Raw genomic sequence first — 22107 nt, forward strand, 5'->3', positions numbered from 1 at the left:
GCCCACGGGCGGCCGCCGCTCCCGGTGTCCATGTCTCCATGATACCTTCGCCACGTGTCGGACACGTGTCCCGGGCCGAGGGAGAACACATATGCGCAGCATAGACGACTGGTTGACGGCCTACGGTGCCAGCCATCAGCACCCGGTCAACAAGCTCATCCACTGGATCTGCGTCCCGGCGATCGTCTTCAGTCTCATCGGCCTGCTGTGGGCCCTGCCGGTGCCCGCCACTTTCGCCGACATTTCGCCCGCGCTCAACTGGGCCGTGCTGTTCACGATGGCCGCCGTGGTCTACTACTTCCTCATGTCGGTATCGCTGGCCGTCGGCGCGACGCTCGTGCTGACGCTCCTGCTGCTGCTCGCCGCCGGGCTCGACGAACTGGCGACGCCGCTGTGGGCCATCTCGCTGGTCGTGTTCGTCGTGGCATGGATCGGCCAGTTCATCGGGCATCGCATCGAGGGCAAGAAACCCTCGTTCTTCGAGGACCTGCAGTTCCTCATGATCGGGCCGTTGTGGCTGCTTGCGGCGGCCTACCGGCGGGTCGGGATTCCCTACTGAAGTCGAGCTGGAGCCCAGCGCGGCACCGCTGAAATCGACCGCGGCACTGCCGGGCGCGCGGCCGGTGGCAAGTCGCGTGGAAGCGCAGGCCTCAGGCGCCGGAGTCGCGCGCCGCCTTGGCAACGGCCGCCGTGACCGCGTCGTGCACCGCCAGGTTGAGCGGGTCCGGCACGAGGTCATGGTCCGACGCCAGGTCGGCGATCGTCTCGGCCGCCGCCACCAGCATCTCGTCGGTGAAACGCCGGGCGCCCGCCTCGAGGGCACCCCTGAACAGCCCGGGAAAGCCGAGCACGTTGTTGATGCTCTTGCCGTCGGCCGCGAAGGCCGCGCCCGCGGCGAGCGCGGCCTGCGGCTCGATTTCCGGGTCGGGGTTGGACAACGCGAGGATCACCTGGCCGGCGCGCACCATGGCGGGCTTGATGAGGCCGGGCACGCCGGTCGTGGCGATGACGATGTCCGCTTCCGCCATGACCCGGGCCAGGTCCGCCGGCTCGCCGCCGAGCGCGGCGAAGCGCTGCCGGGCGCCGGCGTCCAGGTCCGCGCCCAGGATCCGGGGCGTGCCGCGCGACAGGAGCAGCCGGGCGATGCCGATGCCGGCCGCGCCGAGTCCGACCTGGCCGACGACGCTTCGGGACAGCCGCTGCCCGGCCTGGCGCCCGGCGTTGCGCACCGCCGCCATCGCCACCACGGCCGTGCCGTGCTGGTCGTCATGCAGCACCGGGATGTCGAGTCGCGCCCGCAATGTGTCCTCGACCTCGAAACAGCCGGGGGCCGCGATGTCCTCGAGCTGGATCGCGCCGAACGACGGGGCGATCGCCGCGATGATCTCGACCAGGCGCTTTGGATCCTTCTCCTCGACCAGGATCGGCACGCCCGACAGCCCGGCGAGGCTCGCCATCAGCGCAGCCTTGCCTTCCATCACCGGCATCCCTGCAAGCGCGCCGATGTCACCGAGGCCGAGCACGGCGGTGCCGTTGGTCACGATCGCGACCGTGCGGCTGATCGCGGTGTACTCGGCGGCCAGCGCCGGGTTGTCGCGGATCGCAAGGCAGACGCGTGCGACACCGGGCGTGTAGACGTCACGCAGGATCTGCAGGCTGCCGATATCCAGCGTGCTGACGGTGCGGATCTTGCCGCCGCGGTGGCGATTGAACACCCGGTCGGAGCGCCCCAGCAGGCGCGCGTTGGGCAATGCGTCGATCCGCTCCCTGAGGCGCGGGCCGGCATCGGGATCCATTTCGAGTGTGATTTCCCAGACCGTCTTGTCCTGGTCGCGACGCAGCGAGGCCAGGTGTTCGACGACCAGCCCCTCGTCACCGATGACGCCGAGGATGCTGGCCAGGCTGCCCGGCCGATGGGCGGATTCGATCAACAGGATCTCGGGGATTTTCATGCGGCACATTATCGCCGTAAACCGATGGCCCGCGCATCGTTCGCCCATCTTCTGCGCGGACCCCGGGCGGCCGATCGGCTAGAATGATCGCCTCGTCCGGAGCGCGTGCCCGGGCCATCGCTTTCCGGGAGATTCCAGCGTGAGTTCCGTCAATCCCTTCGATTTCTACGACGTCCGCGGCACGTTGTCCGAGGACGAGCAGATGGTGCAGGACACCGTCGCCCGCTTCACCGATGAGAAAGTCCTGCCGATCATCCGGGAATGCTTCGAGGAACACCGTTTCCCGGCCGAGCTGGTGCCCGAGCTGGCCGACCTCGGCCTGCTCGGCTCCTCGCTGGAAGGCTATGGCTGCGCCGGCCTGAACGGCGTGTCCTACGGCCTGATCTGCCAGGAACTCGAGCGCGGCGATTCCGGCATCCGCAGCTTCGTCTCCGTGCAGTCAAGCCTGGTGATGTGGCCGATCCACACCTACGGCAGCGAGGAGCAGAAACAGCGATGGCTGCCGGCGCTGGCGTCCGGCGAGGCGATCGGCTGCTTCGGCCTGACCGAACCCCACGGCGGTTCGGACCCGGGCAACATGAAGACCCACGCGAAACGCGACGGCGACGACTGGATCATCAACGGCGCCAAGATGTGGATCACCAACGGCAGCGTCGCCGATGTCGCCGTCGTCTGGGCGATGACGGACGACGGCCTGCGAGGCTTCCTGGTCGAGAAGGGCATGAAGGGCTTCGACGCACCCGAGATTCACCGGAAGTTTTCGCTGCGCGCCTCGGTCACCTCCTCGCTGTTCTTCGACAACGTGAGGGTTCCGGCGGCCAGCATGCTGCCCGGCGTCCGCGGCCTCAAGGGCCCGCTCGGCTGTCTCACCCAGGCGCGTTACGGCATCACCTGGGGTGCCATCGGCGCCGCGCAGGCCTGCCTCAAGGAAGCGCTGGATTATTCCAACGATCGCGAGCTGTTCAACCGGCCGGTCTCGCATACCCAGACGGTCCAGCGACGGCTCGCGGACATGTCGCGAAGGATCACCACGGGCCAGCTGCTGTCGCTGCAGCTGGGGCGCCTCAAGGACGCGGGACGCATGCAGCCGTCGCAGGTCTCGATGGCGAAATGGAACAACGTCCGCATGGCGCTCGACATCGCCCGCGATGCGCGCGATATTCTCGGCGGCGCCGGCATCAGCGCCGAATACTGCCCGATCCGCCACATGCTGAATCTCGAAAGCGTCATCACCTACGAAGGCACCGAGACGATCCACGAACTCGTCATCGGTCGGGAGCTGACGGGTGTCAACGCCTTCTGAGGCCGCGCTCGCGAAACGCGCCGCGCGCGGGCTCAATCGCGCCGCGGTGATCGACGGCAATTTCCTCGAACTCCTGCGCGGGCTGACGGCAGCGGAACGCGAGCGGCCGCAACCGCATGCACCGATCGCGCCGGGCAGCCGGATGACCGCCGGGGAATTCGTCGAGATCTTCCGCCACCAGCTGCTGTCGCGGCACCTCGACCTGCAGGCGCGCGAGATGCGCGCGCGCAACGAGGGCTTCTACACCATCGGCAGCTCCGGCCACGAAGCCAATGCCGTGCTTGGCTTTCTTTGCCGCGAGACCGACCCGGCTTTCCTGCATTACCGCTCGGGCGGCTTCATGATGGCGCGCCTGGCCAAGGACGCGGACTGCGACCCCGTCTACGAAACCTGCCTGTCGCTGGCGGCGAGCAGCGAGGACCCGGTTTCGGGCGGACGCCACAAGGTGTGGGGCAGCGATCGCAAGTTGTGGGTGCTGCCGCAGACCTCGACCATCGCCAGCCACCTGCCCAAGGCGGTCGGTGCGGCGCTGGGGCTCGAAGAAGCCCGGCGGATCCGGCGCACACCGCCGGTGCCGGCCGACAGCATCGTGCTGTGCAGCTTCGGCGACGCCTCGACGAACCATGCGACCGCGCTGGCGGGATTCAATGCCGCCCAGTGGGCCGCCTACCAGCGACTTCCCGTCCCCGTGCTCTTCGTCTGCGAAGACAACGGCATCGGCATTTCCGTGAGCACCCCGGCGGGCTGGATCGAGGCCGGCTTCTCGCGCCGCGAAGGCCTGGATTACTTTGCTGCGGACGGGACGTCGCTGCCCGAGGCTTTCGAAATGGCGGCGCGCGCGGTGGAACACTGCCGCAAGCGCCGCCGTCCCACCTTCCTGCATCTCAAGGTGCCGCGCCTGCTGGGCCATGCGGGCACCGACTGGGAAGGGGATTACATGGAGATCGCCGCCATCGAGGCGAACGAGGCACGCGATCCGCTGCTCGCCGCCGCACGACTCGCCGTGGCGAGCGGTTGCCTGGCGCCTGACGAAGTCCTGGCGCTTTACGAAGAGTCCCGCACGCGGGTCGCGGAAAGCGCGGCGCGCGCGGCCCGGCGCCCGCGGCTCGAAACCGCATCCGAGGTGATGGCCACGATCGCGCCGCTCGATGCCGCGGCCGTGCATGCCGAGGCCGCCCGTGCGCCGGCTGTTGAAGACCGGCTCGCGGTGTTCGGCGGTGCGGCCCGCCTGCCCGAGGCGGGGCCGCCGCGCCACCTGTCGCTGCAGATCAACCGCGCGCTGCACGACCTGATGATCAAGTATCCGGAGATGACGCTGTTCGGCGAGGACGTGGCGCGCAAGGGTGGCGTCTACACGGTGACCGCCGGGCTGGCGAGCACCTTTCGCGGCGGTCGCGTCTTCAACACGCTGCTCGACGAGACCACCATCCTCGGCCTCGCGCAGGGCGCGGGATACATGGGGCTGCTGCCCTTTCCCGAGATCCAGTACCTCGCGTACTTCCACAACGCCTGCGACCAGCTGCGCGGCGAGGCCTGCTCGCTGCAGTTTTTTTCGAACGGCCAGTGGGCGAACCCCATGGTCGTCCGCATCGCCGGCCTGGCTTACCAGAAAGGCTTCGGCGGGCACTTTCACAACGACAATTCCTTCGCGGCCTTGCGCGATATCCCCGGGCTCATCGTCGCCTGCCCCGCACGCGGCGACGATGCGGCGGGGATGCTGCGCACCGCCGCCGCCCTGGCGAAGGTGAACGGCCGGGTGGTGGCGTTCCTCGAGCCGATCGCGCTCTACATGACGAAGGACCTGCACGAAAACAAGGACGGCGGCTGGCTGTGCAGCTATCCCCCGCCCGAGACCTTCGTGCCCTTTGGTGCGCCGCGCGCCTACGGCGACGAGCGACCCGAGGTCCTGGTCGTGACCTTCGGCAATGGTGTACGGATGTCCCTGCGCGCGGCCGAACGGGTGGTGCCGGAGGCGGGACGCCGCATCCGCGTGCTGGACCTGCGCTGGCTCAAGCCGCTGAACGCCGAAGCCATCGTGCGCGAGGCCGACGCGGCCGGAAAAGTGCTGGTGGTCGACGAGGGGCGCCGCACCGGCGGGATCGCGGAAGAGATCTTCACGCTGCTCGACGAGTCCGCCCGCCCCGGCCTGCCCAAGGCGCGGGTCACCAGCGAGGACTCTTTCGTCCCCCTGGGCCCCGCCGCCGATACCGTGCTGGCCTCCGAGGCGGCGATCGAGGCCGCCCTGCGCGAACTGCTGTCCGACACCTCGTGAGCCGGCACATCGCCATAGTCGAGGATGAAGCGGCGATCCGCGAGAACTACGCCGACGCCTTCCGGCGCGCCGGCTATCGCGTGAGCATGTTCGCCGCGCGGCGCGAGGCGCTCGACGCCTTCGACGCGCGCCTGCCCGACCTGGTCGTGATCGACGTCAGCTTGGGCGCGGAGCCGGAAGGCGGCTTCGAGCTGTGCCGTGAACTGCGCGCCCGCGCGCCGCGCCTGCCGCTGATTTTCCTCACGGCGCGCGACAGCGATTTCGACGCCGTGTCAGGTCTGCGACTCGGCGCCGACGACTACCTGACCAAGGACATCAGCCTGCCGCACCTGCTGGCGCGCATCGCCGCGCTGTTCCGCCGCCTGCAGGCCCTCACCGAACCCGCCGATGCACAACGCGTGCTCGAGCGCGGCCAGCTGCAGCTCGATGTCGAACGACTGGAGGCACGCTGGGCCGGGCAGGACCCGGGGCTCACGCTGACCGAGTTCTGGATCGTGCATGCGCTGGCCAGGCACCCGGGCCACGTCAAGAACCGGCAGCAGCTCATGGATGCCGCGCACGTGGTGCTCGACGACGCCACGATCACCTCGCACGTGAAGCGCATCCGGCGCAAGTTCGAGGCGATCGACCCGGACTTCGGCGCCATCCAGACCGTCTATGGCCTCGGTTATCGCTGGCGGGACGGCGCCGCGACATGAGGCGGGACGGTCCGGCGGCATGAGGCCGAACGGGCCCGCGGCATGAAGCTGGCCGGCCAGCTGGTGGCGGTCAGCGCCGTCACCCTGCTGCTGCCCTGGGCCGGTTGCCAGTACGCGCGCGACATCGAGACGACGTTGCGCCAGGGCGAAGCCGAGACGCTGTCGTCCACCGCGCGCCTGCTCGCCGCCGCTGTCGCGCCCGCGGCTGACGAATTCGCCGCCCCATCGACCCGCTGGCGAGCAGACCGGGCGCGTGGCGCAGACCTCTACGTCCACGTGCTGCCCGCCCTGCCGACGCTGGACGGCTTCGTCGAGGACTGGGGCCCGGCCAGTCTCCAGGCGGAGTCGCACGGCGACATGGCCCTGCTGGTCGCTCGCCGCGGTGTTTTCATCCACGTGTTCGTCGCGGCGCCGGGGACCCGTCCGCCGGCCGCCGTGAGCCTGCATGGTCGCGACCTGCGGGTGGAGTTTCCGCTGGAGGCTCCTGGGACGGTCAGCGGCATCGTAGGGGGTGCATCGCCGGATCCGCGCGCGCGTGGCGACTGGCAGGCCACCAGCGCCGGCTGGCAACTCGAGGCGCGTGTGCCGGCCGCACTGCTGGACGGCCGTCTCGGCGTGCGACTGCTGGACTCCGGAGGCACGGTGCGCGCGAGCACCTTCCGCACCGTCCCGGGCTGGATGACCGGTCCGGATCCCGCGGCACAGGCCGCCCTCGACGCGCTCGCGCCCCCCGGCCAGCGCGTGTTCCTTGTCGATCGTGCAGGCTTCGTGCTTGCCGAGCACGGGCCGCCGCGCCAGTCGCAGCCCGACCCGGACGCCGGATGGCTCGAGCGGCTTTATCGCCGGGTACTCGGCGACCGGATCGATGCCGATCCGCCGCCGGCCGCCCGACCGGGACAGCTCAGCGGCCGACACATCGAGCTCGCCGCACTTGGTGTCAGCGACGCGCGCCGTTACGCCCTGCCCGGCGGCAGCCTGCTGGCCGCCGCGGCGCCGATCGGCAGCCGACAGGCCGCCGAGGCCATCGTCGTGGTCGAGCGCGACACGGCCGAGATCCTCAGCCTGACCGGACGCCCCACGCGCCGCCTCCTGGGCACCAGCCTGCTGGCCAGCTTTGCCGCCGCTGCGGTACTGCTGGGTTACGCGGTGTTGCTGTCGCTCAGGATTCGCCGCCTGCGGGACGCCGCCGGCGACGCCGTGGGACGGCGCGGCGAAATCAGCGGTCCGCTGCCGAATGCGCAGGCCGACGACGAGCTCGGCGATCTCGCCCGCAGCATCGGCGGACTGCTCGGCAAGGTGCACGAACACAACCTCTACCTGCAGAGCCTCGGTGGCCGGCTCGCGCATGAACTTCGGACGCCGCTGGCGGTGGTCCGCAGCTCACTCGACAATCTCGAGGCCGAGGGGGCCGGCGAGGGCCCCTGGCTGGGGCGGGCGCGGGACGGGGTGGACCGGATGGGCCGGCTGGTCAATGCCCTGGCCGCCGCCCGGCAGATCGAGCGCGCTGTGGCTGCCGAGACGCATGAACGATTCGACCTGGCGGCCCAGGTCGGCGAGATGACCGCGGCCTACCAGGCGCTGTACCCGGATCGGACATTCAGCCTCGCGCGACCCGGCGCAGCCTGCTGGCTCGACGGCGCGCCCGAGCTGATCGCCCAGCTGCTCGACAAGCTGGTGGAAAACGCGGTGGCTTTCGCGCCGGCCGGGGCGGACATCCGGCTCGCGATCGAGGAGTCCGGGTCTCACTGGCGGCTCAGCGTGGCCAACCCGGGCAGCCGCCTGCCACCGGGTCCGCCTGCAAGGTTGTTCGATTCGATGGTCTCGGAACGGCCCGCGGACACGACGCCGCACCTCGGACTCGGGTTGTTCATCGTCCGCCTGGTGGCCGAGCACCACGGCGGCCGCGCCTCAGCGCGTAACCTGGCGAACGACACCGGGGTCGAGTTCGTCGTCGAATTGCCGCAGGCCCATGGCGCGCCGCCGGGCCGTCTCTGAACGAGACGCACACGGTTGCGCGCTTGTGCGGATGCGCCGGGGCGGCGACGCGGCTATAGTCTGGGCTGAGTTCTCAACCGCCGGGGCCCCCGATGAACCGCGCCTTTCTCTACGCAACGGGACTGCTTTATCTCGGCTTCGGTCTCTGGGTGCTGCTCTCGCCCACGACCAGCCTTGCTTATCTCGGTATCGACCTGTCCGCCGCAAACGCAATGTCCGACCTGCACGGCAGTCACGGCGGGATCAACGTCGCCATCGGCCTGTTCCTGCTGTGGTCCGCGGGGACGCGCGACTGGTTCCTGTACGGACTCTGGCTGGTGTTCCTGATGAACATCGGCTATTTCGGCGGCCGGGTGGTGGCCCTGTTCGGCGAAGGCGTTCCGACCGGGATCGTGCCGTGGGTGATGGTGCTGGAGTTCGCCCTGTTCAGCCTGGCTTTCGTCCTCGCGCGCCGCGCCTCACCTGCCGGGGAATTGCGCCCGCGGTGACGCGCCGGGATGAGTGACCCTGGCTTCAAGGACCATTTCTCCGTCACGGCCGGAGAGTACGATCGTTTCCGGCCCGCCTACCCCGGGACGCTGATGGCCTTCCTCGCGGACCTGGCGCCGTCGCGCGCACGCGCGTGGGATTGCGCGACCGGCACCGGGCAGGCCGCGACAGGCCTGGCCGAACACTTCCAGGAGGTGATCGCGACCGACGCGAGTCCCGCCCAGCTCGCCCACGCCGTTCGGCACCCGCGCGTCGAGTATGCCGTGGCGCGGGCCGAGGACTGCGGCCTGGACGACACCAGCGTCGATCTCGTCACCGTCGCCCAGGCCCTCCACTGGCTGGACCTGGACGCGTTCTATGCCGAAGTGCGGCGCGTGGCACGCCCGGGCGCCGTGTTCGCGGCATGGACCTACAGCCTCGCCGATGCGGATCCCGTGGTGGATCCCCTGGTCGCGGCTTTCTACGAGGAAATGGCGCCCTGGTGGCCGCCCGAACGCGTCCATGTCGAAGAGGGTTACCGCAACCTCGCGTTCCCGTTCGAAGCGATCGAGGCGCCCGGGTTCGAGGTGCGCGCCGACTGGCCGCTGGACCGCCTGCTGGGCTATTTCAGCACCTGGTCGGGCGTCAATCACTGCCGCGAGCAAACCGGACGGGATCCGGTGGAGGCCGTCGGCCGGCGCCTCGCAGCGGTGTGGGGCGAACCCTCCACGCCGCGGCGCGTACGCTGGCCGCTGCACCTGCGCGTCGGGCGCGTCGATTGAGCATGCGACTGATCACGGCCGACGACGCGTTGCCGGCGGTCGAACGCGTGCCGGCGCCATGGACACTGCATGGCTCCGGCTGGATCCTCCTGCTCGAATTGCCCGGGGAGGTGCGATGCGATCCGCGCCACCTGCCCGAGGAATTGCGGGGGCTGCCACTTGGCGGCCCGTCGCTCGTGATGTTCGTGGACTATGCCGATTCGCCGGCCGGGCCGTATCGTGAACTGCTGTACATCCCGGGCCGTTTCCGCTTCCCCGACGGCCGACGCGCGTGGTCGGTTACGCGCATCTATGTCAGCAGCTGGGACAGCGTGGTGAACGGCCGGTTGAACTGGGGCATCCCGAAGGATCGCGCGGATTTCGCCGTCGCCTCGACAGGCCGGGGTGAGCGCATCCGGGTCACTGTCGACGAAAGGCCGGTCGCGTCGCTCGAGCTCGAGCGACGCGGGCCGGCGTGGCCGGTACACAGCGGCCTGGTGCCCGCAGCATTCCGGCGCGTGGTGCAGCACCACGGCGGCCGTCGCTTCGAGCTCGCCCCCGGGGCGCGCGGCCGCGTCGGTCCTGCCCGACTGGCCAGCGCCGGGAGTGACGGCGAACTCTTTCCGGACCTGGGCGCGGGGCAGGTACGCATGGCCCTGCACGTGCCGCGCTTCCGGCTGCGCTTTCCGACAGCGAGCTGAAATCCCCCGCGACCAACAGGCGCGGCACCTACGAGACGCGAGACGCGAGACGCGAGACGCGAGCGGCGACGGCTAGACGCCGAGGTACGCCAGGATGCCCCTGGCCGCCTCGCGGCCTTCGAACACGGCGGTCACGACGAGATCCGAGCCGCGCACGTTGTCCCCGCCGGCGAAGATTTTCGGATGTGTCGTCTGGAAGGGGTAACGACCGGCGGGATCCACGCGCAACCGGCCGTCGGGCCAGGTCTCGACCCCGGCGTCCGTCAGCCAGCCCGGCGGGTCGGGACGGAAGCCGAAGGCGATGATCACCGCGTCGGCGTCGAGTACTTCCTCCGTGCCCGGGATGGGTTCCGGGCGCCGGCGACCCCCGGGGCCCTTCTCGCCGAGCTGGGTGCGGACGACCTTCACGCCTTCCGCCGCGCTCGCGCCGACGATCTCGATCGGTTGCCGGTTGAAGAGAAACTCGACGCCTTCCTCGCGACTGTTGGTGACTTCGCGGCGCGAGCCCGGCATGTTCTGTTCGTCGCGCCGGTAGGCGCAGGTGACGCTCGCCGCGCCCTGGCGGATGGCGGTGCGGTTGCAGTCCATGCCCGTGTCGCCCCCGCCGAGCACCACGACACGCTTGCCGGCCATCGAAACGAAGGGCTCCCCCGCTTCGAGCAGGCCGAGTTCCCGGCGCGCATTGGTGACCAGGTAGGGCAAGGCCTCGTAGACGCCCGGCAGGTCCTCGCCGGGAAGGCCGCCCTTGACGAAGCGATACGCGCCGGTGCCGGTGAACACGGCGTCGTAGTCGTTGAGCAGCTGGTCGAGCGTGATGTCGCGCCCGACCTCGCAGTTCAGCACGAACTCCACGCCCATGCCCTCGAGCAGCATACGCCGCGTCTCGACGATCTCCTTCTCGAGCTTGAACGGCGGGATGCCGAAGGTCAGCAGGCCGCCGATGCGCGGATAACGGTCGTAGACCACCGCGCGCACGCCACGCCTCGCGAGCACGTCGGCGACGGCCAGGCCCGCGGGACCGGCGCCGATGATGGCCACCTCGCGCCCGGTCGGCTTGACGCCCGAGACGTCGGGGCGCCAGCCCTGCCGCACTGCCTCGTCGGTGATGTATTTCTCGATGCTGCCGATGGTCACGGCGCCGAAGCCGTCGTTGAGCGTGCACGCGCCCTCGCACAACCGATCCTGGGGACAGACCCTGCCGCAGATCTCCGGCAGCGAGTTGGTCTGGTGCGACAGCTCCGCGGCCTCGAAGAGATTGCCTTCCTCGATCAGCTTCAGCCAGTTCGGGATGTAGTTGTGGACCGGGCACTTCCACTCGCAGTAAGGGTTGCCGCAGTCGAGGCAGCGACCCGCCTGCTGGTGGGCGCTCTCGGCATCGAACTGGCCGTAGATTTCCCGGTAATCGCGCACGCGCTGCTGGGCGCCGACCTTGCTGGGGTCCTCGCGCGGGATCTCGAGAAAACGCAGTGGTTTTTCCTGGCTCATGGTTCCCTCAGGCCGCGCGCCGCAACGAATCGATGAGGCTCGCGAGATCCGCTGCCTTGGGTTTCACCAGCCAGAACTTCGGCAGGAAGGAACGGAAATCATCGAGGATTTCGCGCCCCCAGGCGCTGCCGGTCTCGTGCGCGTGCAGCTCGAGCAGGCTGCGCAGGTGATGCAGGTGCGCCTCCATGGTCTCCGGCGTGATGCGATGGATGTCGATCAGTTCGTGGTTGTAGCGATCGACGAAATCCCGCTCCATGTCGAGCACGTAGGCGAAGCCCCCGGTGAGCCCGGCGCCGAAATTGAAGCCGGTGCGGCCGAGCACGACCGCCACCCCGCCGGTCATGTACTCGCAGCCGTGATCGCCGCAGCCCTCGACGACCGCCACCGCACCCGAGTTGCGCACCGCGAAGCGCTCGCCGGCCGTACCCGCCGCGAACAGGTGGCCGCCGGTGGCGCCGTACAGGCAGGTGTTGCCGATGATCGGCGCATTGCGCGCTTCGAAGCGGCTGCCGGTGGGCGGGTAGATCACCAGCCGGCCTCCGGACATGCCCTTGCCCACGTAATCGTTGGCGTCGCCCTCGAGATAGAGATGCAGGCCGCCGACGTTCCAGACGCCGAAGCTCTGGCCCGCCGAGCCCTTCATGCGGATGTTCACCGGGTCTTCGGCCAGCCCGAGGTTGCCGTAGCGGCGCGCGATCTCTCCGGAGAGGCGCGCGCCGATGGAGCGATGGAAGTTCTTCACCTCGTAGAAGAACGTGCCGCCGCGCCGCTCCTCGATGGCCTTGCTGCAGTCCGCGACCATGCGCTCGTTCAGCAGGCCTTCGTCGAACGGCGGATTGCTGGCCTCCGTGCAGAAGCGCGCCTCGGTGGCCGACAGCCCGCCCCGCAGCAGTGGCCTGAGATCGAGCTTGCGCTGCCGCGGCGTCTCGCCCTCGCGCGGCTCCGCCAGGTCGGCGCGGCCGATCAATTCCTCGATGCTGCGCGCGCCGAGGGCGGCGAGCCGCTCGCGGGTCTCGCGGGCGACGAACTGGAAATAATTCATCACCATTTCAGGCAGGCCGATGAAATGCCGTTCGCGGAGCACCGGGTGCTGCGTGGCCACGCCGGTGGCGCAGTTGTTGAGGTGGCAGATGCGCAGGTACTTGCAGCCCAGCGCCACCATCGGGGCCGTGCCGAAACCGAAGCTCTCGGCGCCGAGCAGCGCGGCCTTGATCACGTCCAGGCCGGTCTTGAGGCCGCCGTCGGTCTGCAACCTCACCCGATGGCGCAGGTCGTTCTGCACCAGCACCTGGTGCGTCTCGGCCAGGCCGAGCTCCCATGGCGAACCCGCGTATTTCGTCGAGGTCAGCGGGCTCGCCCCCGTGCCGCCGTCGTAGCCCGAGATCGTGATCAGGTCGGCATAGGCCTTGGTCACGCCGGCCGCCACGGTGCCGACGCCCGCCTGCGCAACCAGCTTCACTGACACCAGCGCCTGCGGGTTGACCTGCTTGAGGTCGAAGATCAGCTGCGCGAGGTCCTCGATCGAATAGATGTCGTGGTGCGGCGGCGGCGAGATCAGCCCGACACCGGGCAGCGCGTAGCGCAGCTTCGCGATCATCTCGTTGACCTTGTGGCCGGGGAGCTGGCCGCCTTCGCCCGGCTTCGCGCCCTGCGCGATCTTGATCTGCAGCACCTCGGCGTTCACGAGATAGGCCGCGGTGACGCCGAAGCGACCCGACGCGACCTGCTTGATCTTCGACACCTTCTCGGTGCCGTAGCGCACCTGGTCCTCGCCGCCCTCGCCGGAATTGGAGCGCCCCCCGAGGCGGTTCATCGCGATCGCCAGCGCCTCGTGCGCCTCGGGCGACAGCGCGCCGAGACTCATGCCGGCCGAATCGAAACGCTTGAACAGCGCCTCGGCCGGTTCGACCTCCTCCAGCGGGACCGGCGGGCCGATCGGCTTGATGTCGAACAGGTCGCGGATGACCATGGCGGGCCGCTCGTTCACGAGGCGCGCGTATTCCTGGTACACCTCGTAGTCGCCGCTCTGCACCGCGGCCTGCAGCGTGGCGATGACGTCCGGGTTGTAGGCGTGGTACTCCCCATCGTGCACGTAGCGCAGCAGGCCGCCCTGCTCGATGTCGAAACGGGGATTGAAGGCCCGCTGCGCGAGCGTCATCGCGTCCGACTTCAGGTCCGTGAAATCAGCCCCCTGGATGCGCGAGACGCTGCCCGGGAAACACCGCTCGACGACGTCGTCGTGCAGGCCCACGATCTCGAACAGCGCCGCGCCGCGATAGCTCGCGATCGTCGAGATGCCCATCTTGGACATGATCTTGAACAGGCCCTTGCGGATCCCGCGCCGGTAGCTGCGCCCGAGTTGCCGGCCGCTCTCGCCGACCCGCTTGAGCCGGCCGCTGCGGGCCAGGTCGTTCAGGCACTCGTAGGCCAGGTAGGGGTAGATCGCGGTCGCGCCATAGCCGATCAGGCACGCGAACTGGTGCGGGTCGCGCACGGTGCCCGTCTCCACGAGCAGGTTGCAGTCGCAGCGCAGGCCCGCGCGCACGAGGTGATGGTGGACCGCACCCACCGCCAGCAGCGCGTGGATGGGCACCGCCCCGGGACGCAGGTCGCGATCGCTGATCACGACCACCAGCTGGCCGCTGCGCACCGCGGCCTCCGCCTCGGCGCACAGCGTGTCCAGGCCGTCCTGCAGGGCTTCCGTTTCGGGCCGGTTCAGGTCGAGCAGGGCGAACCCGCCCTGGGCCTCCTGGTCGGCGAGCAGCTGGCGGAACTTGCGCTGCGAGAGCACGGGCGAGTTGATCACGATGCGCCGCGCGTACTCCGGCCGTGGTTCGAACAGGTTCTGTTCACGCCCGATCTGCGTCTCCAGGGACATCACGACCCGCTCGCGAAGGGAGTCGATGGGCGGATTGGTGACCTGGGCGAACTGCTGGCGGAAATAGTCGTACAGCGAACGGATGCGCCGCGACATGAACGGCAGGGGCGTGTCGTCGCCCATCGAGCCCACGGCCTCGGCTTCGCTTTCACACAGCGGCCGCAGGACTTCCTCGCGCTCCTCGCGCGTGATGCCGAACATCTTCTCGTAGCGCTGCAGCTCCTCGCGCATCATCGGCTCGGCCAGCAGCTGCGGATCCACCAGCGAGGTCTCGAGATAGCGCACGCCCTGGCGCAGCCACTCCTTGAAAGGCGCCCGGCTGGCCAGCGTCTCGTCGATCTCGCGCCACTCCATCAGCTTGCCGGTGCCGGTGTCGGCGACGATCATCTCCCCGGGTCCGAGGCGCCCCTTGGCGACGACCTGCTCCGGACGGTAGTCCCACACGCCGACTTCCGACGCGATCGTCAGGTGGTCGTCGTCCGTGACCACCCAGCGCGCGGGACGCAGGCCGTTGCGGTCGAGAATGCAGCCGGCATTGCGCCCGTCGGTCATCACGATCCCGGCCGGGCCGTCCCAGGGCTCGAGATGCATGCCGTAATACTCGTAGAAGGCGCGCACGTCGGCGTCGATATCGTCCACGGTCTGCCAGGCCGGCGGGATCAGCAGCCGGGCCGCCTGCATCATGTCCATGCCGCCGGCCACCAGGACCTCGAGCATGTTGTCCAGGCTGGACGAGTCCGAACCGCTGAGCGAGACCAGCGGCGAGAGTTCCTGCAGTTCCGGCAGGGGCTGGGAGCGGAACTTGGGCGCCCGGGCGATCGCCCAGTTGCGATTGCCCTGGATGGTGTTGATTTCACCGTTGTGCGCCAGGAAGCGGAACGGCTGCGCGAGGCGCCATTGCGGCAGCGTATTGGTGGAGAAACGCTGGTGGAACACGCAGACACGCGCCGCCAGGCGTTCGTCCGCCAGGTCGGGATAGAAGCGCGGCAGCTGCTCCGGCATCACCATCGCCTTGTAGGACACGGTGTCCGCCGACAGGCTGGCGATGTAGAACACCGGGTCGCTGCCTTCGAGCTTCTTCTCCGCGCGCCGTCTCGCGACGAACAGCCGGCGGCGGAAATTGTCCGGCGGCATGCCGTCGGGCGCGGTGACGAAGAGCTGCTGGATCAGCGGCAGGGTCTCGAGCGCCTGCGCGCCGCATGCTTCGGGATCGACCGGCACCGTGCGCCAGCCGTCGAGTCGCAGGCCCTCCGCCGCGACACAGGCGCGCAGGGTGTTCCTGACGGCCGCCGCCCGGGCCGGATCGTGATCCATGAACACCATGCCCGCGGCGAAATGGGCGCCGGGCGTGATGCCCGCCTCCGCCGCCACGGCACGCAGGAAACTCTCCGGGGTGGACACGAGCAGCCCGCAGCCGTCGCCGGTCTTGCCGTCCGCCGCGACCGCCCCCCGGTGCGTCAACCGTCCGAGCGCCGCCACGGCCGTCGCGACCAGCCAGTGGCTGTCGCGACCCGCGAGGCTCGCAATCAGGCCGAACCCGCAGCTGTCACGTTCGAAGGAGGGCCGGTAAAGGCCTTGCTCGGCAGACACGGTCAAGATTCCCTCCGGCGGCTGGCCGACCCCAAACGGGCTGCCCTGAGTAGTTGAAATCCGGCCCGGGATTCGGGACGGGGCTGGCAAGTGATTGTTTTTATTGTCTCGCTTATGCTGCCCGCGCGTTTTATGCGCGGTGCAACACAGAATATAAAACAGACCGGACGCCCGGCGTCAAATACCATCGTCCAGTTGCCGGCCCCATTCGGCCCGCGTGACCTGCCAGCCCGCGCCTTCGTTGCGCAGCGACAGCGCCAGCGGAAACGTGTCGGCCGACAGCCCTGCGGAGCTCGCTCCGGCGGCGATCACGGCAAGGCGGATGCGCGCCAGTTGCGGCGACAACACCTGCACTTCGTCCACTCGCACCACCAGTTCCAGGCGGGCGTAACGCAGCAGCATCCCGCGCGTCATCAGCAGCAGCTCGCGGCGGTCGCGCCCCGCGCGATCCGCGTAGTCTCTCGCCACCAGCTCCGCGAGCGTGTCGAAGTCGCCGTCCTGGGCCGCTGTCTCGGCGGTATCCACCAGCATGCGGATCTCGGTCTCCGGGTCCCCGGCCGGCGGCTCGCCGCAGCCCGCGAGCAACGCCGCCAGGCCGAAAATCCACAGGACGCCCGCCGGTGCCGCGCGCGCCAGCGGAAGTTCGAGATTACTGATGGATGTCTCCGTCATGCGTCATTCCGCAATCGTGTCCGGGCGATCATGCAGCGTAAACTGGACTTGCGGCGCGCGAAAGCCGACATTTATACGGACGCAGACAGCGGTTCCACGGGGTGGCTTTCGATGCACGACCAGCGTATCGCCGACGAGATTCTCGAATACTGGTTCGGGGACAGCGTGCGGGATCCCTCAAAGGCGCCAGGCCGGATGGCGTTCTGGTTCGCCGACGAGCCGGAGAGGGACGCCGAAATGCGCGAGCGGTTCGGCGAGCTCGTGCGCGCGGCCTCGGAGGGCAAGCTGGACTTCTGGACGGAAACGCCGCGCGGCCGGCTCGCCGTGCTGATCCTCCTCGACCAGATGCGCCGCAATATCTATCGCGGCACCGCCGAGGCGTTCCTGCGCGACGGCCGCGCGCGCTACCTCATGCGGGACGGCGTCGGCCGGCTCATGGACATGAAACTCACGCCCATCGAGCGGGTGTTCTTCTATATGCCGCTGCAGCACTCCGAATCGCTCGACGACCAGGAGATGGCCGTGGACCGCTTCCTGCAGCTGGAGCGCGAGGTCGCATCCGACCACCGCGAGATCTTCGCCGGGTTTCGCAAGTATGCGCAGAAACACCGCGACATCGTGGCGCGTTTCGGTCGCTTCCCGCACCGTAACACCGTCCTCGGACGCCGTCCCACCGAGGAAGAGACGACCTGGCTCGAAGCGGGGGGAGAAAGCTTCGGTCAGGCCGCGCCGCGCCCCTCTGCGCCCACGTCGGGCTGAGCCTCTGCGGCCAGGCTGGCCGCAGCGCGGACACGGCGATTCGACAGGCGCATGAAGCGCATGTTCAACAGCAGCGCCGTCACTGTCAGCCCGGCGATCAACGCCACCCACACCGCGACCGGGCCGAGGTCCGCATGGATCCCGGCGTACCAGGCCATGGGGAAGGCGAATAACCAGTAGCTGCCGACGTTCATGAGCATCGGCACCCGCGTGTCCTTGAAACCGCGTAACGCGCCGGCCGCGCCGACCTGCAGCCCGTCGGAAATCTGGAACACCATCGCCATGGCCAGCAGCGCGGTCGCCAGCGGCAGCAACTCGGGGTCGTTGGTGTAGAAGGCGGCGATCTGGTCGCGGAACAAAAACAGCACGAAGGCCGAGAGCGACATGAACAGGCCGCACAGCCCGATGCCCGTCCAGCCGGCCCGCCGGGCCCGGCGCGCCTCGCCGCGTCCGAGCGCCTGTCCCACGCGAATGGTCGTGGCGGAATGGAACGCCAGCGGCACCATGAACATGGTGGCCGCGTAATTGATCGCGATCTGGTGGCCCGCCACCTGCGTCGCACCGAGCGTGGCCATGATCAGGGCGACGCCGGCGAACAGCCCGGCCTCCGCCTCGACGCTCGCGGCGATCGGGAGTCCGAGGCCGATCACTTCCCGCTGGATCGGCCAGCGCGGACCCTCGAAGCGCGTCCAAAGGGCAAAGCGATCGTAGCGACGCGACTTCAGCAGGGTGCCCAGCATGACGCCGAACATCGACCACATCGCGATCGCGCTGGCGATCCCGCAACCGACCGCGCCCAGCCGCGGGAAGCCCAGGTTGCCGTACATCAGCACCCAGTTGCCGAACACGTTGACCACGAGGCCGGCGGCCGCCGCGTACATGATCGGCCGTGTCCAGCCGACCCCTTCGCTCATGAAACGCATGGCGAGAAAAGCGTAGACCCCCGGCAGGCCGAAGGAGATCGCGAACAGGTAGCCGGAAGTCAGCGGCACGACCTCCGCTGCGACGCCGATGGCCGACAGCAGGGGCCCCGCGCCGAGCAGCAGGACGAAAGCGCAGACGGCCAGCGCCTGGCTCAGCCACAAGGCCTGGCGCAGCACGGCGCCGGCCTCCTCCCAGCGCCCGCCCCCGTAGGCGTGCGCCACGACCGGGCTGACGGCCATCAGCATGCCCAGGCCGAAGAGGAACACCACCATCCACAACGAGCCCCCCGTGGCCACCGCCGCGAGGTGTCCCGTGCCGAGGCGTCCGGCCATGACGGTGTCGGCGAAACTCATGCCCGCGAGCGCGAGGTTGTTGGCCACCAGCGGGCCGGCCAGCCTGAGGATGCCGACGGCCTCCGCGAGACTGCGGGCGCGTTTGGTGAGCTGCGATTGCACGGGCGGTTTACCGGAGAGGGGGCGAGCATTCTACGCCACCCGGTCCTGCAAGGGACCGGCCGCATCCCGTTCCGCGTGGCGCGACCGGCCGGCTCGGGCCAGGCGCGCGTCGCGATGCCCGCTAGAAGCGGTAGGCGACCCCGAGGCTCAGGACGGGGTAATACTTGGCATCGTCCAGCTCCGCCTGCACACGTTCCTGTTCGAGCGCCAGGTCGTCCTGGAACTGGGCCTCCAGCGTGGGATCGTTGACGGTGCCGTTCAGCGTCACGTCCGGCGAACCGGTGAACATGACACCGAGGTCCATGGAGAAGCTCCAGTGGCCCGCGCCGACCGCATTGCCGAATCCCACGCCGAGATACGGGGCGAACCCGCTCCAGCCTACGGTCGCGTCGACCGCCGCATCGTAGGTGTTCTCGCCGATATCCAGCGAATCTTCCGCCGAACCCCTGAACTCGTTGCCCGTGTCGATGCCGCCGACAGTGATGCGGAAACGACCGGCAAACGGGTGCCAGTCGGCGAACAACGCGGCGTTGCGCAGCCGCAGGTCGCCGTCGTACTCGACGCCTTCTTCCTCGAGATCGGTGCCGTAATCGAAGGTGTAGTAACCGGCGCGCAGGTTGACCCGCTCGAGGACCGCCCAGCTCGCTTCCACGCCGAGCCCGGTGGTGCCGGCCTTGGCGCCCAGGGCGAAGGACTCAGCCGCCGCAGTGCCGCTGGCCAACAGGAGAACAGGCGCCAGGCAGACAAGACGGGCGCGCAGGGGGGTGCGTTTCATGATGCGTTCTCCAGGCAGGGGGGAGGATCGATACCTCGAACATCGGCCGCGAAAGGGATTCCTTGAATCGCGTCGTGCCCCCCCGGCGCAGGGCGGTTCCCGCGCCGGGCCACCTCTTTCCCCCGGCCCGTCAGTCCTCGCCGTCCGCCGCCGGCGCCTCACGTTCGCAGCTGACGACGACCTCCAGGCGCACGACTTCGCGTCGCGGCGACCAGGACATGATCGCCATGTCGCCGGACTCGATGATCGCCCGCCGCGCGCGGCCCTGCTCCGGGCCGTTGCGGAACACGGCGCTGCAGCGAACCGGTACATTCTCGTGGTTGGTGACGCGCACCGCAGCGACCGGGCCGTCCGCATACAGCGTGCCGGTGATGTCCAGGTCGCCCACTTCCATCCTGAGTTCGCTCGGATAGGCTGCCGCGACCACGGGCAATCCCGCGATCAGCAGGGCCGTGAAGAATCTGCGCATGGACGCTCTCCTGCAATGCATTCCTGGGTTCAATTGTAGTCATGCCTACGACAAGGCGGCACCGACGTAGGATAATGCCTCGGTGCAACAGGAGAACACGCGATGACCAGATACCACGGCAGCGAGGGATTCCAGCACGGGAGCGGCGAAAAACTCGGCGTGCTCGTGACGAACCTCGGCACGCCCGATGCGCCCGAAACCGGGGCCCTGCGCCGATATCTCAAGGAATTCCTCTGGGATCCCCGCGTCGTGGAAGTGCCGCGGCCCCTGTGGTGGCTGATCCTCAACGGGGTCATCCTCCGGATTCGCCCGAGACGATCGGCCGAGGCGTATCGCTCCGTGTGGACCGAGGCCGGATCCCCGCTGCTGAGCATCTCGCAGGATCAGGTGGCCGGCATTCGCGCGCGACTGCAGGAACGGCTCGCCGGACCGGTCGAGGTGGTGCTGGGAATGCGCTACGGCAACCCGTCGATCCCCTCCGCGCTGAGGCAATTGCATGACGCCAACGTGCGGCGCCTGCTCGTGCTGCCCCTCTACCCGCAGTATTCCGCCAGCACCAGCGCCTCCACCTTCGACGCCGTCGCCGCCACGCTGATGGGCTGGCGCTGGATCCCGGATCTCAGGTTCATCAGTCGCTACCACGACGAGCCCGATTACATCGAGGCGCTCGCCGCGAGCATCCGCGAACACTGGGCCGAAAAAGGACGCGGTGAACACCTGGTCATGAGCTTCCATGGCGTACCCCGGCGCTATCTCGATGCCGGCGACCCTTACCATTGCCAGTGCCTCAAGACCGGGCGCCTGCTGGCCGAGCGCCTCGGCCTCGAGCACGGCAGCTGGTCGGTGACCTTCCAGTCGCGTTTCGGCCGCGAGGAATGGCTGAAGCCCTACACGGATGCCTCGATCCGCGCCCTCGGCGAGCGCGGCGTGAAGCGTCTCGACGTCATCTGCCCGGGATTCTCCGCCGACTGCCTCGAGACGATCGAGGAAATCGGGGTGGAAAACGCCGAGTATTTCCACGAGGCGGGCGGCGAGACACTGAACTACATTCCCTGCCTGAACAGCCGGCAGGACCACCTCGACTTCCTCGCCGACCTGGCACAGCGGCACCTGCAGGGCTGGCCGGAGACCGGTCCCGCACCTGATCCGGCCGCGCTGGAAGCGGAATCCGCGGCCAGCCGGGAACGGGCCGCGGCACGCACGGCGGCCCGGGAAGCCGGCGAACTCGGTTGATGCTGGGCAGCTTCTTCGAATTGAGCGTGTGGAGCCGCGACGTCGCTGCGTCCGCCGCCTTCTGGGAAGGCCTGGGGTTCACCCAGGGCGTGGTCGGCGACACCTGGCCGCACCGCTGCGCAGTGCTGCATGACGATCGACTCGCTCTCGGCCTGCATGCCTATGAATTCGATTCGCCGTCGCTGACCTGGGTGCGGCCCGGGCTCGCGGAGGCGCTGCCGGAACTTCGCGCGCTGGGTCTCGCTTTCGAATTCGCCAAGACGGGACCGGACGAGTTTCACGAGGCCGGATTTCGCGATCCCGCAGGCCAGGTGGTCACCTTGCTAGAGGCCCGCACCTGGTCGCCCGGCCCGACCCGGCCGCCGCTGGCGACGCTGCTGGGCCACTTTCGCGAGTATCGCTACGCGACGGCGGATCCCGCCGCGGTCACGGCCTTCTGGGAAACACTGGGCCTGGTCCAGGATCTCGACGGGCCGCGCGCCATCGCCACGGGCATCACCCTCGCGCCGCGGTCCGGCCTGGGCGCGCCGGTGCTGGCTTTCGAGCAAGACGACCTGGCGGCGGCGGCCGCGCGCCTGGGGGAACGCGGCTACGCGGTGGATGCCGACGCGGGCGTCGTGCGCCTGGGCGCACCCGACGGCCTGCAGATCGTCATCGAGTCCGCTGAAGGCTGAGCGGCGCGGACGGCTGAGCGGCGCGGACGGCTGAGCGCGCCGC

General features: G+C 69.2%; 18 protein-coding genes. 11 read left to right on the forward strand and 7 right to left on the reverse strand.

All coding sequences use genetic code 11. From position 1 onward, the window contains the following. Positions 1 to 91: 91 nt before the first annotated feature. Positions 92 to 559, forward strand: coding sequence for an Mpo1-like protein (locus G6032_RS14805; RefSeq protein WP_165282940.1), 468 nt, complete (start codon positions 92 to 94; stop codon positions 557 to 559). A gap of 91 nt (positions 560 to 650) precedes the next feature. Here G6032_RS14805 and G6032_RS14810 read toward each other — a convergent pair whose 3' ends face one another. Further along, positions 651 to 1952, reverse strand: coding sequence for a malic enzyme-like NAD(P)-binding protein (locus tag G6032_RS14810; RefSeq protein ID WP_165282941.1), 1302 nt, complete (start codon positions 1950 to 1952; stop codon positions 651 to 653). Positions 1953 to 2091: 139 nt separating this feature from the next. Here G6032_RS14810 and G6032_RS14815 point away from each other — a divergent pair, with 139 nt between their 5' ends. The 7 genes from G6032_RS14815 (at position 2092) to G6032_RS14845 (ending at position 10150) form a co-directional block, all read left to right on the forward strand. After that, positions 2092 to 3255: an acyl-CoA dehydrogenase family protein gene (locus tag G6032_RS14815; protein ID WP_346763834.1), complete on the forward strand. Its 1164-nt coding sequence runs from the start codon at positions 2092 to 2094 to the stop codon at positions 3253 to 3255. Continuing rightward, positions 3239 to 5527: a thiamine pyrophosphate-dependent enzyme gene (locus G6032_RS14820; RefSeq protein WP_165282942.1), complete on the forward strand. Its 2289-nt coding sequence runs from the start codon at positions 3239 to 3241 to the stop codon at positions 5525 to 5527. Before G6032_RS14815 ends, G6032_RS14820 begins: the two co-directional genes overlap by 17 nt. Further along, positions 5524 to 6225 carry a proteobacterial dedicated sortase system response regulator gene (gene pdsR / locus G6032_RS14825; protein ID WP_165282943.1) on the forward strand — a complete coding sequence of 234 codons (702 nt, stop codon included), beginning with the start codon at positions 5524 to 5526 and terminating at the stop codon, positions 6223 to 6225. Before G6032_RS14820 ends, pdsR begins: the two co-directional genes overlap by 4 nt. A 42-nt stretch (positions 6226 to 6267) precedes the next feature. Further along, on the forward strand, positions 6268 to 8220 hold the full coding sequence (locus tag G6032_RS14830; RefSeq protein WP_165282944.1) for an ATP-binding protein: 1953 nt from the start codon (positions 6268 to 6270) through the stop codon (positions 8218 to 8220). A gap of 92 nt (positions 8221 to 8312) precedes the next feature. Further along, complete coding sequence (locus tag G6032_RS14835) at positions 8313 to 8708, forward strand: DUF4345 family protein (RefSeq protein ID WP_165282945.1); 396 nt, start codon at positions 8313 to 8315, stop codon at positions 8706 to 8708. Between the two features lie 9 nt (positions 8709 to 8717). After that, the gene (locus tag G6032_RS14840) at positions 8718 to 9470 is read left to right on the forward strand and encodes a class I SAM-dependent methyltransferase (protein WP_165282946.1); all 753 of its coding nucleotides are present in this window, start codon (positions 8718 to 8720) and stop codon (positions 9468 to 9470) included. 2 nt (positions 9471 to 9472) lie between these two features. Beyond that, positions 9473 to 10150, forward strand: coding sequence for an acetoacetate decarboxylase family protein (locus tag G6032_RS14845; protein WP_165282947.1), 678 nt, complete (start codon positions 9473 to 9475; stop codon positions 10148 to 10150). Positions 10151 to 10222: 72 nt separating this feature from the next. Here the strand turns inward: G6032_RS14845 and G6032_RS14850 are convergent, their stop codons facing one another. The 3 genes from G6032_RS14850 to G6032_RS14860 form a co-directional block, all read right to left on the reverse strand. Continuing rightward, positions 10223 to 11635 carry an FAD-dependent oxidoreductase gene (locus G6032_RS14850; RefSeq protein WP_165282948.1) on the reverse strand — a complete coding sequence of 471 codons (1413 nt, stop codon included), beginning with the start codon at positions 11633 to 11635 and terminating at the stop codon, positions 10223 to 10225. Between the two features lie 7 nt (positions 11636 to 11642). Then, positions 11643 to 16103, reverse strand: a complete 4461-nt coding sequence (gene gltB, locus G6032_RS14855) for a glutamate synthase large subunit (protein ID WP_165283060.1) — start codon at positions 16101 to 16103, stop codon at positions 11643 to 11645. 177 nt (positions 16104 to 16280) lie between these two features. Then, a complete protein-coding gene (locus tag G6032_RS14860) occupies positions 16281 to 16775 on the reverse strand; it encodes a hypothetical protein (protein ID WP_165282949.1) in 495 nt (164 codons plus the stop codon). Positions 16776 to 16886: 111 nt separating this feature from the next. Here G6032_RS14860 and G6032_RS14865 point away from each other — a divergent pair, with 111 nt between their 5' ends. Further along, entirely contained in the window at positions 16887 to 17534 is a 648-nt protein-coding gene (locus tag G6032_RS14865) for a DUF924 family protein (RefSeq protein WP_165282950.1), read from the forward strand. Here the strand turns inward: G6032_RS14865 and G6032_RS14870 are convergent. From G6032_RS14870 to G6032_RS14880, 3 genes are all read right to left on the reverse strand, one after another. Continuing rightward, a complete protein-coding gene (locus tag G6032_RS14870) occupies positions 17495 to 18913 on the reverse strand; it encodes an MATE family efflux transporter (protein ID WP_165282951.1) in 1419 nt (472 codons plus the stop codon). The genes G6032_RS14865 and G6032_RS14870 overlap by 40 nt on opposite strands. Positions 18914 to 19034: 121 nt before the next feature. Beyond that, positions 19035 to 19688 carry a hypothetical protein gene (locus G6032_RS14875; protein ID WP_165282952.1) on the reverse strand — a complete coding sequence of 218 codons (654 nt, stop codon included), beginning with the start codon at positions 19686 to 19688 and terminating at the stop codon, positions 19035 to 19037. 130 nt (positions 19689 to 19818) lie between these two features. Continuing rightward, complete coding sequence (locus G6032_RS14880; protein WP_165282953.1) at positions 19819 to 20157, reverse strand: hypothetical protein; 339 nt, start codon at positions 20155 to 20157, stop codon at positions 19819 to 19821. Positions 20158 to 20259: 102 nt separating this feature from the next. On the opposite strand from G6032_RS14880, the gene hemH reads away from it, so the two are divergent. Both hemH and G6032_RS14890 read left to right on the forward strand, forming a co-directional pair. Then, entirely contained in the window at positions 20260 to 21390 is a 1131-nt protein-coding gene (gene hemH / locus G6032_RS14885; RefSeq protein ID WP_165282954.1) for a ferrochelatase, read from the forward strand. Continuing rightward, positions 21390 to 22064 carry a hypothetical protein gene (locus G6032_RS14890; RefSeq protein ID WP_165282955.1) on the forward strand — a complete coding sequence of 225 codons (675 nt, stop codon included), beginning with the start codon at positions 21390 to 21392 and terminating at the stop codon, positions 22062 to 22064. Before hemH ends, G6032_RS14890 begins: the two co-directional genes overlap by 1 nt. Positions 22065 to 22107 lie beyond the last annotated feature (43 nt).

Origin of the sequence: Wenzhouxiangella sp. XN24 (assembly GCF_011064545.1) — a bacterium.
Taxonomy (GTDB): domain Bacteria; phylum Pseudomonadota; class Gammaproteobacteria; order Steroidobacterales; family XN24; genus XN24.